Annotated in this window: 13 protein-coding genes and 1 pseudogene; 8 read left to right on the top strand and 6 right to left on the bottom strand. The window is 49.7% G+C overall.

Annotation, left to right across the window (positions count from 1 at the left end; all coding sequences use genetic code 11):
* Nucleotides 1–6: 6 nt before the first annotated feature.
* The 6 genes from katX to ABDB98_RS18375 all read right to left on the bottom strand — a co-directional run bounded on the left by katX (nt 7) and on the right by ABDB98_RS18375 (nt 6,427).
* Nucleotides 7–1,620: a catalase KatX gene (gene katX, locus ABDB98_RS18400; protein ID WP_047475971.1), complete on the bottom strand. Its 1,614-nt coding sequence runs from the start codon at nt 1,618–1,620 to the stop codon at nt 7–9.
* Between the two features lie 116 nt (nt 1,621–1,736).
* Nucleotides 1,737–3,035 (bottom strand): arsenic transporter, encoded by a 1,299-nt coding sequence (locus ABDB98_RS18395; RefSeq protein ID WP_438420919.1) that lies wholly within the window; start codon nt 3,033–3,035, stop codon nt 1,737–1,739.
* A 13-nt stretch (nt 3,036–3,048) separates the two neighbouring features.
* Nucleotides 3,049–3,399: an ArsR/SmtB family transcription factor gene (locus ABDB98_RS18390; protein ID WP_269774087.1), complete on the bottom strand. Its 351-nt coding sequence runs from the start codon at nt 3,397–3,399 to the stop codon at nt 3,049–3,051.
* Nucleotides 3,400–3,501: 102 nt separating this feature from the next.
* Nucleotides 3,502–4,398 carry an ABC transporter substrate-binding protein gene (locus ABDB98_RS18385; RefSeq protein ID WP_016937484.1) on the bottom strand — a complete coding sequence of 299 codons (897 nt, stop codon included), beginning with the start codon at nt 4,396–4,398 and terminating at the stop codon, nt 3,502–3,504.
* A 16-nt stretch (nt 4,399–4,414) separates the two neighbouring features.
* Nucleotides 4,415–5,428: a FecCD family ABC transporter permease gene (locus ABDB98_RS18380; RefSeq protein WP_438420918.1), complete on the bottom strand. Its 1,014-nt coding sequence runs from the start codon at nt 5,426–5,428 to the stop codon at nt 4,415–4,417.
* Entirely contained in the window at nt 5,429–6,427 is a 999-nt protein-coding gene (locus ABDB98_RS18375) for a FecCD family ABC transporter permease (protein ID WP_438422176.1), read from the bottom strand.
* Between the two features lie 242 nt (nt 6,428–6,669).
* Here ABDB98_RS18375 and ABDB98_RS18370 point away from each other — a divergent pair, with 242 nt between their 5' ends.
* The 8 genes and pseudogenes from ABDB98_RS18370 to celB (ABDB98_RS18335) form a co-directional block, all read left to right on the top strand.
* The gene (locus ABDB98_RS18370; RefSeq protein WP_060965093.1) at nt 6,670–7,260 is read left to right on the top strand and encodes a DNA-3-methyladenine glycosylase; all 591 of its coding nucleotides are present in this window, start codon (nt 6,670–6,672) and stop codon (nt 7,258–7,260) included.
* A gap of 51 nt (nt 7,261–7,311) precedes the next feature.
* Nucleotides 7,312–7,446 (top strand): hypothetical protein, encoded by a 135-nt coding sequence (locus tag ABDB98_RS18365; RefSeq protein ID WP_438422175.1) that lies wholly within the window; start codon nt 7,312–7,314, stop codon nt 7,444–7,446.
* Nucleotides 7,447–7,591: 145 nt separating this feature from the next.
* Nucleotides 7,592–9,547 (top strand): transcriptional regulator LicR, encoded by a 1,956-nt coding sequence (licR, locus tag ABDB98_RS18360; protein WP_438420917.1) that lies wholly within the window; start codon nt 7,592–7,594, stop codon nt 9,545–9,547.
* A 98-nt stretch (nt 9,548–9,645) separates the two neighbouring features.
* Nucleotides 9,646–9,954, top strand: a complete 309-nt coding sequence (gene licB, locus ABDB98_RS18355; protein ID WP_003150863.1) for a PTS lichenan transporter subunit IIB — start codon at nt 9,646–9,648, stop codon at nt 9,952–9,954.
* 15 nt (nt 9,955–9,969) lie between these two features.
* On the top strand, nt 9,970–11,328 hold the full coding sequence (celB, locus tag ABDB98_RS18350) for a PTS cellobiose transporter subunit IIC (RefSeq protein WP_438420916.1): 1,359 nt from the start codon (nt 9,970–9,972) through the stop codon (nt 11,326–11,328).
* A gap of 18 nt (nt 11,329–11,346) precedes the next feature.
* Nucleotides 11,347–11,679, top strand: a complete 333-nt coding sequence (licA, locus tag ABDB98_RS18345) for a PTS lichenan transporter subunit IIA (RefSeq protein ID WP_016937491.1) — start codon at nt 11,347–11,349, stop codon at nt 11,677–11,679.
* Nucleotides 11,676–13,004, top strand: coding sequence for a 6-phospho-beta-glucosidase LicH (gene licH, locus ABDB98_RS18340; RefSeq protein WP_060963949.1), 1,329 nt, complete (start codon nt 11,676–11,678; stop codon nt 13,002–13,004). The genes licA and licH overlap by 4 nt, the downstream gene beginning before the upstream one ends.
* A 169-nt stretch (nt 13,005–13,173) precedes the next feature.
* A pseudogene (celB, locus tag ABDB98_RS18335) lies at nt 13,174–14,427 on the top strand (PTS cellobiose transporter subunit IIC); the annotation flags it as partial.
* Between the last annotated feature and the right edge of the window lie 29 nt (nt 14,428–14,456).

Raw genomic sequence — 14,456 nt, 5'->3', positions numbered from 1 at the left:
TTTTGTTTAATACGGATCTGACGGATGGCTTTCCCGTTCAGCCTGCTTTGCCGCCTGTGCCGCATCCGTAGTGCCGATCGGCCCGCCGCTGTTGCTTTCGGAGGCTTTTTTCAGCCCTTCCGCCACGCGTTTTCCGTAGTCCGGATCTGCTTTTGTGAAATTCTCAATCATTTGATCCTGAATGTCTTTCCGGCAGGAAGAGAGCGTATTGACCAAGTTTGTGATCAATTCGTTCCGTTCAAATTCCGAAAAGCGGCGGTACGTTTCTCCGGCTTGGCCGAAGTTATTCGACCGATCGATCGCTTCCCGCTTCACATCGCCTTCGACATGAGGCGTATGGTCTTTCCCATCCTGCTTCGCTTCTTTCAGTCCGCCCATAATAGACGGCTCATAGTTGACGTGCGGGTTTTGCCCTTCTGCCCGATCGACCCGATACTGCATTTGCCCGCCTTCCTGGTTGGTGGCGACATGCTTTTTCGGCGAGTTGATCGGAAGCTGCAGATAATTTGCGCCGACGCGGTACCGCTGGGTATCTGAATAGGCGAATGTCCGCCCCTGAAGCAATTTGTCATCTGAAAAATCAAGGCCGTCCACAAGCACGCCCGTTCCGAATGAGGCTTGTTCCACCTCGGCATGGTAGTTTTCCGGATTTTTATTGAGCACCAATTTGCCGATCGGCTTCCAAGGAAAATCGTCTTTATACCACAGCTTTGTCGGGTCAAGCGGATCAAAATCCAGTTCGGGATGCTCGTCATCAGTCATGATTTGCGCATACACTTCCCATTCAGGATAATCGCCATTTTCAATCGCGTCATACAAATCCTGTGTCGCATGGTTAAAGTTTTTTCCCTGAATCTCTTCCGCTTCCTTCTGTGTCAGGTTGCGGATGCCTTGTTTCGGTTCAAAGTGATATTTGACGAGCACGGCTTTTCCTTCTTCATTGACCCATTTGTACGCGTGGACGCCTGAGCCCTGCATCTGCCGGTAGTTGGCCGGGATGCCCCACGGCGAAAACAAGAAAGTGATCATATGAGTCGCTTCCGGTGATTGGGAGATGAAGTCGAAAATACGCTCACCGTCCTGTATGTTCGTAACCGGATCAGGCTGAAATGCGTGAACAAGATCCGGAAACTTCAGCGGATCACGGATAAAAAAGATTTTCAAGTTATTGCCGACCAGATCCCAGTTGCCGTCTTCCGTATAAAGCTTAACGGCAAAACCCCGGGGATCACGCAGTGTTTCCGGCGAGTGCTTTCCGTGATTGACGGTTGAAAAGCGCACAAACGCCGGTGTTTTCGTTCCTTTCTTTTGGAACACCTTCGCCCTTGTGTATTTTGAAATCTCCTCGTCTCCAAAACTTCCGTACGCCTCAAAGTATCCGTGTGCGCCGGCGCCGCGCGCGTGAACGACGCGCTCGGGAATCCGTTCACGGTCAAAGTGGCTGATTTTCTCCAAAAAATCATAATTCTCCAATGTCGTCGGCCCTCTATTGCCGACTGTCCTGACATTCTGGTTGTCAGTGACCGGATGGCCCTGCCGGTTTGTCAGCGTGTCTTCTGACTCGCCTTTACCGGTCGTCTTACTGGAAAGCGCTTCTTCGCTGTCTTTGTTATTTTCCATTGCTGAACCCTCCTTTTTGAACGGTAACAATATGCCCAGCAGAGCCGTTTTTTAAAACCGGTTTTCAAAAGAAGAGGTTATTCCGCAATCGGCGTCAAAAATCCGCCGTTCCATACTCAGGCCAGCCATAACAGCCATAAATAAAGCCCGATCAGGGTGATGAATAACGTCGGAACGGTTAATATCAGACCTGTTTTGAAATACATTCCCCAGGAAATTTTCACGTTTTTCCGGCTCAGCACATGGAGCCATAACAATGTCGCCAGCGACCCGATCGGCGTGATTTTCGGCCCGAGGTCCGACCCGATAACATTCGCGTAAATCAATGCTTCTCTCATCAGCCCGTGAGCGTCTGTTCCGCTGATGGCTATGGCGTCAATCATCACCGTCGGCAGGTTATTCATAACGGAGGACAGAACCGCAGCGATAAAACCCATTCCGAGTGTCGCCGCAAACAGTCCGTGATCCGCCGCTTTCTGAATAAGCTGAGAAAGAAGATCCGTCAGTCCGGCATTCCGCAAGCCGTACACGACAACATACATGCCGACAGAAAAAAACACGATGGCCCACGGGGCGTCCTTGATGACTTGTTTTGCAGGGACGGCGGGGCTTCGCTGCGCCAGAATGAGAAAAATAACCGCGATGGAGCCGGCAACGAAGGACACAGGGATCGACAGCAGCGCGCTGACGAAATACCCGATCAATAAAACGGCCAGGACACCCCATGATAACCGGAAAAGGCGCTCATCCTTAATGGCGGATGCAGGGTGTTTCACAAGGCCGGTGTCAAACCGTTTCGGAATGTTTTTTCTGAAATAGAGATACAGCACCAAAATGCTTGCCGCCAAAGAAAAGAGATTGGGCACCAGCATGCGTGATGCATATTCAATGTATCCGATATGAAAGTAATCCGCGGATACGATATTGACCAAATTGCTGACTACGAGCGGGAGCGAGGTGGTGTCGGCGATGAACCCTCCGGCGATAATAAACGGAAAAACCAGCTTTTCAGGTAAATCCAAAGCCCGCACCATCGCCAGTACGATCGGCGTCAAAATGAGCGCCGCTCCGTCATTGGCAAACAGGGCGGAGACCACCGCCCCTAAGACGGAAACATAGAGAAACATCCGCAGCCCGCTGCCTTTGGCCGCCATGGCCATATGCAGCGCGGCCCATTCAAAAAATCCGATGCTGTCAAGAATCAATGAAATGATAATAATGGCGATAAAGGCAAGTGTCGCGTTCCAGACGATTCCCGTCACTTCCGCGATATCATGCAGGCTGACTGCCCCCGCAATCAAAGCGAGGACCGCTCCGCCGCAGGCAGACCAGCCGATTGATATATGTTTCGGCTGCCAAATGACAAATACAAGTGTCAGCACAAAAATCAGCGCTGATAAAACCGCAATTCCCAAGAATATATCCTCCTTATCGGCATGAAACAGTGGCTTCTTTTTGCCGCAATGTCTGTAAAACGCCGTCCTTTTCATCTATCTGCTGCAGAATGGAGCGGACCAGCGCGTATTCCGGACCGGACGGATGAATGGCATAGTACCGCCACTGGCCTTCCCGTCTTTCCCGCACAAGCCCGGCATTCTTTAATTTCCGCAAGTGCTGGCTGATGCCGGGCTGACTCATGCCAAAAATGGCCGTCAGCTCACAGACACAGTATTCCTTCTCCTTCAGAAACTTCAGCATCAAAAGCCTTGTCGTGTCGCTGAGAAGCTTGAGGCATTGGCTGACCCCTTCGGAACTTAAGGCGTTATGCTGCCGTTGCATGCTCTCACTCCTTTTTTACATCATTATATAAGCGGTTGTTTATATAAGTAAATAACAATATAAAAAAGCCGGCTTTGCACGTTTTGCAAAACCGGCTCATGTTTATTTTTGGAACAGCTTTTTCGCTTCATCCATTGCTAATTTATTTCCCAGTGCCGAATAATCAAGCCAAGGCTGATCGGCAATCTTATAGACGTGGTTTGCTTTCACGGCCTTCAGCCCTTTCCATACAGCGCTTTTTTGCAATTCTTTAAAAGCTTGCTGTGACTTGTCGTCTCTGTTAACGACCACGAAAATCGCATCTGCGTTGTAATCCGGCAGCACTTCCTGAGAAATGACCTCATAAGGGCGGGAGGTGTTCATGTCTTTAATGCCGTCAGCAGGCTTCAGTTTCAGGTCATCAAACAGAATCGGACCCATCGGGCGGCGTGTGCTGAAGACGCGAAGTTCTTTTGCATTCACGCGGATCGCCATGACTTTGGCGTTTTTTCCTAATTCCTTATCGATCATAGATTTGACTTGTTTTGTTTCATCTTCGTAATCTTGAATAAAGGTTTTCGCTTCTTTTTCACGGTTGACGATTTTTCCGATGTCTTTTAAATGATCGCGCCAAGTGCCTTTATCAAGGTCGAAAACGTGTGTGTTTCCGATTTTCTTGTATTTTGACACATCTTTTCCTGCAAATTCTTTATCAAGATAAATGTTGTCAGGGTTCAGTTCGAGTAACGCTTCCATATCCGGATCTGAGGCAGGGCCGAGTTTTTTCGTGTCTTTCAGCTGATTTTTTACATGAGGGAGAAAATCTTTTAATTCTCCGCCCACGACGGAACCGGCCGGTGTAATGCCGAGAGCCAGCAGATCATTTGTCAGGTGAATAGACATCGAAGCGATTTTATGATCGCCGGATGCCTTTTTTGTCTCCGGCTGTGTTGAATCGGATTGGCAGGCAGCCAATAAGAAAATACACATGAAACTGACGAGGGCAATTATTTTTTTCATGAGAAGACTCCTTGTTTTATGTTTTGATTTTCATAACCAGATAGAGAAAATACGGCGCGCCGATGGCTGCCGCAACCACGCCGGCCGGAATGGCGTTCGGCTGAAACAAAGAGCGGCCGATGGTATCTGCCGCGACAAGAATGACAAGGCCGATTAACCCCGCAATCGGGATGATATGCTGATGCATGGTGCCGACGAGCCGTCTCGCCAAGTGAGGGGCGGCAAAGCCGATAAAGCCGATTCCGCCGGCCATCGCCACACTCGCGCAGGACAGGCCGACCGCTATGGCGATCAGCATGATCCTTTTTCTCTGCACGTGTGCGCCAAGCCCCGTGGCGGCCTGGTCACCGAGCATTAAAATATTCAAAGACCGGGCGTTAAGCCATGCAAGCGGGGCGAGAATGCCGATCCAGGGCAATAGCGACCACACGTGAATCCAGTCCCTGCCCCAGACGTTTCCCACCAGCCAGCGGGAAGCGAATGTATAGGTTTCTTCATTCAGACGCAGCGACATAAACAATGTAACGGCGCTGAAGCCCGCGGAAACAGCAATCCCGACTAACAGCATGCGGATCGTTAAAAAGCCGTTCAGCCTGTCGTACGTGAGCACTACGATCAGCAGGGCGGCGAGGGTTCCGCCCGCAAACGTAAATAACGGGATGAACATCGACGCCTGCGCCTCAAGTGAATGAAAGAACGTGATATACATCATCAGGCCGAACGAAGCCCCGGCATGAAGCCCAAGGATACCCGGATCGGCAAGCGGATTCCGGGATACGCCCTGCAAAATAGCGCCCGACACGCCTAAGCCGATACCGGCCAGCATCGTCACCAGTATCCGGGGGAGCCGGTAATCGAATAAAACGGTTGTGCTTTGAAACGTGCCGTATCCGAACAGCGTTTTTCCCACCGTAAAGGGAGAAAGCCGGAATGATCCCGTATGCACCCCGATCAGAACAATGCAAACGGCGATGATCAGCAGAATGAGGCCTGCCGCCGCCGCTTTTTTGGTTTCCTTCTGCACCTTCATTTATAATTCTCTCCCTTCCTTGCGGGCAATATAAAGAAAGAAAGGGACACCGACAAGAGCGACCATGATGCCTATTGCCAATTCTCTCGGGGGACTGACCGTGCGTGAGGCCAAGTCGGCCAAAATCAAAAGAATCGCCCCAAGCAACGCGGACATCGGAATAATCAGCCTGTACGTAACGCCGACGATCTTTCGCGCGATATGGGGGATGACCAGCCCGACGAAGCCGATTGCACCGGCAGCGGAAACAGACACACCGGCAAGAACGACGGCGATCATTAATCCCGCGGCACGCGTCAGAGCGGTGTTCACCCCTAAATTCGCCGCAACGTCATTTCCCATTGAGAGAAGGGTGACGGACCGGCCCATGAATGTTGCGAGAATGATGAAGACCGCAATCACGGGAGCAAGGACTTGTAAATGAATCCACTTGATTCCTGAGACCCCGCCGGCGTACCAGAAGGCCAAATCCTGGCTTAAATCGTAATAAATCGCCACACCTGTGCTGAGTGAATGTAATAGAGCGGCTACAACCGCCCCGGCAAGCGTCACCTTTAAAGGTGTCATGCTGCTTTTTCCCGCCGCGCTGATAAAGAAAATCAAGCCTGTGCTTGCCAGTGCGCCCAAAAACGACATCACCATCAGCAGGGCGTATGACAAATGAGGGAAAAAAGCAAAGCTGAGCGCAACAACAAACATGGCTCCCGCATTTACGCCTAAGACACCCGAATCGGCAAGCGGGTTTCTCGTGACACCTTGCATGAGGGCGCCCGCTGCTGCAAATGCGGCTCCTGTAACGGCCGCGCCGAGCACTCTCGGCAGACGCAATTCATGAATGATCTGCTGGCCCGTCATGTTTGGATTGTAATCAGCAATCGCCGACCACACCGTATGTAAAGTAATGTCTTTCGCGCCGAATGAGACGGCGAAAAAAATAGACACAAGCAGTCCGATTACCGCGATCAGGAAGAAAATCCCGTTTTTTAAGATGCCGATCAGACGGCTTGCGGACGTGACAGAATCGCTCAAAAATCAATTCACCTACTTTTATGATCATTGTCCGGTATTTATTGAACATGAGAATCATTTTCATTTGAACCATCATATTATAACCAGCCGATTTTCAAAACGCAATAGAGTGTTCAACAATGATGCCCTTTTTTCTTTCATGTTTATATTGTAAAAAAGAAGTGAAAAACGTGAAAGAGGGAATTGGATATAATCAGAAAGGGGGGAGACAAATGGCGGGAGAACGAAAGCCTTTGCCGATTGAATTTTACCAAAGGCCGTCAGTAGAGCTTGCTCCTTTATTGCTCGGCTGTCTCTTAGTAAAAGAGACGGATGAGGGAACGGCTTCAGGCTTTATCGTGGAAACAGAAGCTTATATGGGAGCAGAAGACCGGGCGGCGCACAGCTTCGGCAACCGGCGCACGAAACGGACGGAAATTATGTTCCACGAGGCGGGCCGCATTTATACATACGTCATGCACACCCATACATTAATGAACGTCGTCGCCGCTGACATCGGCATTCCGCAGGCCGTGTTAATCAGGGCGGCACAGCCCCATGAAGGTCAGTTCCTGATGGAGCACAGGAGACCGGGCAGACCCCCGAGAGAGTGGACGAACGGCCCGGGAAAACTGACGAAGGCGATGGGCATTTCAATGAATGACTACGGCGGCATGATCACGGAACCGCCGCTGTATATTACGGAAGGCTTTACACCGGAGCATATATCAACAGGCCCGAGAATCGGGATTGACAACAGCGGAGAAGCCCGGGATTATCCGTGGCGCTATTGGGTGACAGGGAACCGGTATGTCTCACGCTGACTATGTTTATAAACGCTGATAACAGGGGAAAGACAAGGTAAAAGAAAGGGGATTCAAACATTGAAAAAATTTTTCAAAACAATTATTAAATGGGCGCCCGTCATCTATCCGATTATCAGAAAAATCGTAAAAGATCGGAAGGCATCTAAGCGAAACCGCATGTCCGCATCCCGAACAGCCGGCTGATCCGGCTGTTTTTTACGGGCTTTGCCTCAGGCTGCCGCATTGACTTGAAAACCTCCCCATTATAGAATTTACATACATTTACCCCTTTTTCATCCTTTTTGCCTATTTTTTACGTCTGCATCTGATCTGATAGGAGGTTTTTCTCATGCTTCATGGGCGGCTTCGTGAACTTCTTCGCTTGCTTTTAGCTGCTGAAACACCGGTTACAAGCTCAGTCATCGCTGCAAAAGTAAAGGTAACGACGCGGACGGTCCGCAATGACATAAAGGAACTGCAAACCATTGTCGAAAAACACGGCGCTTCCATTCAATCTGTCAGAGGGAGCGGCTATAAGCTGCTGATCCAGGATGAGCAGCCGTTTAAAAACTGGCTTCAGGACAATTTCCAGCAGAACAGCGCCGTGCCGATTTTTCCCGAAGAACGGATAAATTATCTGATGAAAAGACTGCTTCTGACCGACGGCTACCTCAAGCTGGATGACTTGGCAGAAGAATTATTCATCAGTAAATCCACGCTTCAATCCGATCTGAAAGAAGTAAAAAAACAGCTCCGCCCCTATGACATCATTTTGGAAACAAGGCCGAACTACGGCTTTAAACTGCGCGGTGAAGAGCTCCGTCTCCGTTATTGTATGGCGGAATACTTAGTGGACGACCGCGAGCCTGAGCCTGATCTCCTGAGTGAGAAGGCCGGTATTCTGCCGAAAGACGACATTCAAGTGATCCGATCAGCCATTATGAAGCAGGTTCGAAACCATAAGATCCCGCTTTCTTTCTTCGGCCTGAACAATCTCATCATCCATATCGCCATTGCCTGCAAACGAATCCGGACAGAAAACTATGTATCTCTCATTCCGGAGGATCTTCATGATATTAAGCTTGAAACAGAATATCAGTCAGCGGAAGCCATCGTTAAAGAGCTTGAATCGGCGCTATCTGTCACCTTTCCTGAACAGGAAACCGCCTATATCGCCATTCACCTGCTCGGGACAAAACGCATGACCCAGTCACAAATGGAAGGAAAAGAGCTTACAAGGTTGATAGACGGGGAGACCAGCCGTTTGACAGAGGCGATGATTGAAGCCATAGAGCGGGAGCTGAAGCTCGGAATCACGGACGATAATGAGCTGAAAGCCGGTCTTGCGCTCCATATCAAGCCGGCGATTAACCGAAACCGGTACGGAATGAACCTGAGAAACCCGATGCTTTCCGCCATAAAGGAAAATTACCCGCTCGCATTTGAAGCGGGAGTGATTGCGGGAATCGTGATTAAGGAGCAAACCGGCATTGATATCCATGAAAATGAGATCGGATACTTGGCGCTTCATTTCGGAGCGGCCATCGAAAGGAGAAAGACAGAACGGCCGCCTAAACGCTGCTTGATTGTCTGTGCGTCCGGCGCCGGCAGCGCGCAGCTTTTAAGAGAAAAGCTCCGTTCACGGTTCGCAAAGCGCCTTGAAATCGTCGGAACGGCTGATTACTGCAGCCTTGACCAGCTTTCTTTTGAGTCGATTGATTTTGTGGTCAGTACAGTGCCAATCAAAAAAGACCTGCCCGTTCCCGTATTAAAGGTTCATACACTGTTGGGAGGCGGGGATTTTACAAAAATCGACGCCATGCTGGAAGAAAAGCGGGAACAATTGAACTTTCTGAAACCGGAGCTGGTTTTTTTGCAGCAGGATCTGGAGACGAAGGAGGACGTCATCCGTTTTCTCGGACATCAGGTTGCAAAAGCCGGCCTCGCTTCTGATACTCTGACCGATTCTATTTTTGAAAGGGAAGCGATTTCTCCTACGAGTTTCGGCAATCTCACGGCGATTCCGCATCCGCTCGTTCCGCAGACAGACACGACGTTTTGGGCGGTGTGCACGCTGAAAAAACCGATTGACTGGGCGGATAAGCGTGTCCAATTTGTCTGCCTGCTTTGCGTCGAGAAAGAGAGCAAAGCCGACCTTCAGCATATGTACAAATGGCTGGGGGGCATGTTAGATGATCCGGCCGCGGTGAGCCGTCTCTTAAAATGCACAGCCTATCACGAGGTTTTACAAGTGTTCAGAGACAAACGATCAGAGAAAGACCGGGATACACCTTTTTTCCGTTAGCAGCGGAAAAAGCCTGAGTAGTTATGAAAGCGATTTCATAATATGATGGTATTAACACCGAGACATACAAAATATCAAACTTTCAGGAGGTCTTTTACATGAATATATTACTCGTTTGTGCAGCAGGGATGTCAACAAGCTTACTCGTTACAAAGATGGAAAAAAGCGCGCAGGAACAAGGAAAAGAATATAAAATCTGGGCTGTGTCAGGCGATTCAGTCAACCAGCATATAGATAAAGCGGACGTATTGCTGCTTGGGCCTCAAGTCCGTTATTTGCTTCCGCAGCTGAAAAAATTGGGTGAATCAAAAGGCGTGCCGGTTGAAGTCATTAATACCGTCCATTACGGCACATGCAACGGAGCGGAGGTTCTGAAATCAGCAGAACAGCTCGGAAACGCATCGTAGAAAGGGGCGGGCCGTGTGAATAAGGTGAATCAGTTTTTAGAAGAGAAAGTCATGCCCATTGCCGGGAAAATTGCTTCCCAGCGGCATCTGCAAGCATTGCGTGACGGGATCATCCTCACCATGCCGCTTATCATCATCGGTTCGTTTTTTCTGATCATCGGCAACCTGCCGATTCCGGGGTACGCGGATTTCATGGCGAAGACGTTCGGAAGCGCGTGGTCTCAAAAACTGCAATATCCGGTTGATGCGACCTTTGAAATCATGGGCCTTGTCGCCGCTTTTGGAATCGCCTACCGTCTGGCTGAAAAATACGGGGTGGACGCTTTATCGGCCGGTGCGATATCTCTGGCGGCGTTTCTTTTGGCAACGCCGTACAAAGTTCCGTTTCTGCCGGCCGGCGCAAAAGAGGAAATCATGGTGGGCGGCGGCATTCCGCTTTCTCTCATGGGAAGCAAAGGGCTGTTTGTCGCAATGATCATCGCCATGCTGTCGACGGAAATTTACCGCCTGATCATCCAGCGGAATTTCGTCTTCAAAATGCCGGACGGCGTGCCTCCGGCGGTCAGCAAATCGTTTGTCGCTTTAATTCCCGGTTTTGCCGTCGTCTTTCTCATCTGGGGTGCGCGTTTAATCGTCGAAGCGACGCCGTTTGAAAGCCTTCATAATATTGTAAGCGTTGTATTGGGGACGCCGCTCTCGATTCTTGGGGGAAGTCTCGGCGGAAGCCTGATAGCCGAAACGGTTCAAATGCTCTTGTGGGCGTGCGGATTACACGGGGCGAACATTGTCGGCGGCGTCATGGCGCCGATCTGGTTCGGAGCGATGGATGCCAACCGGATTGCATTTCAGGCGGGCGATGTGCTTCCGAATATTTTCACCCAGCAGTTCTTTGAAATTTGGATCAACATCGGCGGAAGCGGCGCGACACTGGCGCTCGTGGTCACCATGTTTCTCCGTTCGCGAAGCAAGCAGATGAAGCAGCTTGGGAAACTCGCCATCGGGCCGGCCGTCTTTAATATTAATGAGCCGATTATTTTCGGAATGCCGATCGTCATGAACCCGATGCTTCTTATTCCGTTCATTATCACACCGCTTGTCACACTGGTCCTTACCTATATCGGCATGAGCACGGGCCTCGTCGCCAAACCTGCCGGCATTGCCGTCCCGTGGACGATGCCGCCGATTTTCTCCGGCTATCTGGCCACGGGCGGAAAAATATCAGGGGCTGTCATGCAGGCGATTAATATCATCGCAGCCTTTATCGTGTACTATCCATTCTTCAGAATGTGGGATTCGCAAAAGCTGAAAGAAGAAAACGAACTTGAACAACCGCAGGCGCCAGCCGTACAGGGAGACGAAAAAGCCGCGCTTTAGAGAAAGGGAGTGAAACACATGAATGAGAAAATGGAACAGACCATTTTTCAGATCATCCTGCATGGCGGCAATGGCAGAAGCGCATCAATGGAGGCCATTGCCGCCGCAAAGCGGGGAGACAGAGCCCTGGCGGAAGAAAAGCTTCAGGAAGCCGCAAGGGAACTGACTGAAGCCCATCATTATCAGACAGAACTGATCCAAAATGAAGCCGGCGGAGAAAAAACAGACATGACGCTTTTGATGGTACATGCGCAAGACCATTTAATGAATGCGATGACCGTGAAAGACTTGGCCGCAGAGTTAGTCGAGATTTATGAAAAAGTGAGTCTGCAAGGGGGAGCAAAAATATGACAAAAGGAATTAAAATTGTAACGATCGGCGGAGGTTCAAGCTATACACCGGAGCTCGTGGAAGGCATTATTAAGCGCTATGATGAACTGCCTGTCAGAGAATTATGGCTTGTCGACATTCCCGAAGGCGAGAAAAAACTCAATATCGTCGGCACGCTTGCAAAACGCATGGTCGAAAAAGCGGGGGTTCCGATAGAGGTTCACCTGACGCTTGACCGGAGAGAAGCCTTGAAGGATGCGGATTTCGTAACAACTCAATTCCGTGTCGGTCTTCTTGAGGCCCGCGCCAAAGATGAACGGATTCCGTTAAAATACGGCGTAATCGGGCAGGAGACAAACGGTCCGGGCGGTTTATTCAAAGGGCTGCGCACCATTCCGGTTATTCTGGAAATCGCGAAAGACATCGAAGAGCTTTGTCCGAATGCATGGCTCGTGAATTTTACAAACCCTGCCGGCATGGTTACCGAGGCCTTGCTCCGCTACTCGAATCTCACAAAAGTCGTCGGCCTCTGCAATGTGCCGATCGGCATTAAAATGGGCGTCGCCAAAGCCTTGGATGTCGATGTCAGCCGGATTGAGGTGCAATTTGCCGGGCTGAATCACATGGTCTTCGGATTAGATGTTTTCTTAGACGGCGTCAGCGTAAAGGATAAAGTCATCGAAGCCATGGGAGACCCGGAAAACGCCATGACGATGAAGAACATTTCCGGAGCGGAATGGGAGCCTGAATTCCTGAAGGCGCTCGATCTGATTCCTTGCGGCTACCACCGCTATTATTTCAAAACGAAAGAAATGCTCGAGCATGAAATAGAAGCGTCACAGACGGAGGGCACACGCGCCGAAGTCGTGCAGAAGGTTGAGAAAGAACTGTTCGAACTGTATAAAGATCCGAATCTCGCCATCAAACCGCCGCAGCTTGAGAAACGGGGCGGAGCGTACTACAGTGACGCGGCCTGCAACCTGATCAGCTCCATCTATAACGACAAACATGATATCCAGCCCGTCAATACGATAAACAACAGCGCGATCGCCAGTATCCCAAATGACTCAGCGGTCGAAGTGAACTGCGTCATAACGAAAGACGGTCCGAAACCGATCGCCGTCGGTGATCTGCCGGTATCCGTCCGCGGGCTCGTCCAGCAAATCAAATCATTTGAACGCGTGGCCGCTGAAGCAGCCGTCACGGGAGATTATCAAACAGCGCTCCTTGCGATGACGATCAATCCGCTTGTGCCATCTGATAAGATCGCGAAAGAAATACTCGATGAAATGCTTGAGGCGCATAAAGAATACCTTCCAAAATTTTTTAACTCTGTCGAAGCTTAAACAAAGGGTTCCAGTACGGGTGTGCTGGAACCTATTTTATTTCACCAGACTGCCGCTTAAATCCAGCCCCATTGAAACAACTTTGCACCCCGTGTTCGACTCATTCTTTATTAGATAAAGGAAGAATTCGAACTTGAGTTCATTGAACAGAATCCTGGAAGAGAATGTCATGCCCACAGCTGCAAGGATAGCTGGCCAGCGTCACCTGCAGTCTCTCCGCGATGGCATTGTCTTAACAATGCCGCTGATTATTATTGGGTCGCTGTTTCTAATTTTAGCGAATTTGCCGATCCCTGGTTATGCAGATTTTATGGCTGGTTTATTCGGTAAGCAATGGGCAGATCAATTATCTTACCCGGTCAGTGCAACCTGCGGCATCATGGCGCTCGTCGCGACATTCGGCATTTCTCTTCGCTTGGCAGAAAAGTATAAAGTGGATGCTCTTTCAGCTGGAGCCATTGCATTTGCTGCATTTCTGCTGGGGACACTTATCAAATTCCGTTTACACCAGATGGGTCAACAAAGGAGGTCCTTGTCTCAGGCGGCATTCCTGTTTCGTTAATGGGCAGTAAAGGTCTATTTGTCGCAATGGTTATTGCTATGCTCTCAACTGAAATCTACAGGTGGATTATCCAGAAGAATATTGTCTTCAAAATGCCTGATAGGCGTGCCTCCTGCAGTCTGCAAATCATTTACAGCGCTTATTCCAGGTTTCGCAGTCATTGGCGTTGTCTGGGCAGCAAGGTTATTCATTGAACTCACGCTTTTTCAAAGCCTTCACAACGTGATAGGAGAACTTTTAGGCAAACCTTGGCGGAAGTCTGACGGGGAGTTTAATAGCTGAATTTACACAAATGCTTTTATGGTCCTGCGGTTTGCATGGCGCAAGCATCGTCGGCGGAATCATGTCTCCGATTTGGTATGGTGCAATGGATGAGAACCGACTTGCGTTTCAGGCCGCTGAAGCATTGCCGCATATTTTCACAAAACAATTTTTCGACATATTTATTAATATTGGCGGAAGCGGGGCGGCGTTAGCACTTGTACGCAGCATGGCGGTTCGTTCAAAAAGCAAGCAAATGAAGCAGCTGAGCCGTCTTGCGCTTGGTCCTGCCTGCTTTAATATTAATGAACCGATTATTTTCGGTTTGCCGATTGTCATGAATCGATGCTGTTAATCCCCTTTATCATCACGCCGCTCTTAACGGTAACTGTCACTTACATTGGGATGAGCACCGGCCTAGTTGCAAAGGCGGCAGGAATATTTGTGCCATGGACGATGCCGCCGATCTTTTCAGGCTATCTGGCTACGGGTGGGAAAATATCAGGAGCTGTCATGCAAATCATCAATATCGCCATCTCATTCACTGTATATTATCCATTCTTTAGAAAATCTAAGAAAAAGAAAGAGCCCAAACCAAATAGGGCTCTTTTTGTTATGAAGTCTGAAAA

The organism is Bacillus siamensis (assembly GCF_051628075.1).
Classification (GTDB): Bacteria; Bacillota; Bacilli; order Bacillales; family Bacillaceae; genus Bacillus; species Bacillus siamensis.
Note: the sequence above shows the minus strand (reverse complement) of the source record. Positions and strands in the feature narration are given on the sequence as shown.

What these genes read in the sequence shown, in the direction of transcription:
- katX (WP_047475971.1), bottom strand. Translation starts at nt 1,620, where the DNA reads ATGGAAAATAACAAAGACAGCGAAGAAGCGCTTTCCAGTAAGACGACC.
- ABDB98_RS18390 (WP_269774087.1), bottom strand. Translation starts at nt 3,399, where the DNA reads ATGCAACGGCAGCATAACGCCTTAAGTTCCGAAGGGGTCAGCCAATGC.
- ABDB98_RS18385 (WP_016937484.1), bottom strand. Translation starts at nt 4,398, where the DNA reads ATGAAAAAAATAATTGCCCTCGTCAGTTTCATGTGTATTTTCTTATTG.
- ABDB98_RS18380 (WP_438420918.1), bottom strand. Translation starts at nt 5,428, where the DNA reads ATGAAGGTGCAGAAGGAAACCAAAAAAGCGGCGGCGGCAGGCCTCATT.
- ABDB98_RS18370 (WP_060965093.1), top strand. Translation starts at nt 6,670, where the DNA reads ATGGCGGGAGAACGAAAGCCTTTGCCGATTGAATTTTACCAAAGGCCG.
- licR (WP_438420917.1), top strand. Translation starts at nt 7,592, where the DNA reads ATGCTTCATGGGCGGCTTCGTGAACTTCTTCGCTTGCTTTTAGCTGCT.
- licB (WP_003150863.1), top strand. Translation starts at nt 9,646, where the DNA reads ATGAATATATTACTCGTTTGTGCAGCAGGGATGTCAACAAGCTTACTC.
- licA (WP_016937491.1), top strand. Translation starts at nt 11,347, where the DNA reads ATGAATGAGAAAATGGAACAGACCATTTTTCAGATCATCCTGCATGGC.
- licH (WP_060963949.1), top strand. Translation starts at nt 11,676, where the DNA reads ATGACAAAAGGAATTAAAATTGTAACGATCGGCGGAGGTTCAAGCTAT.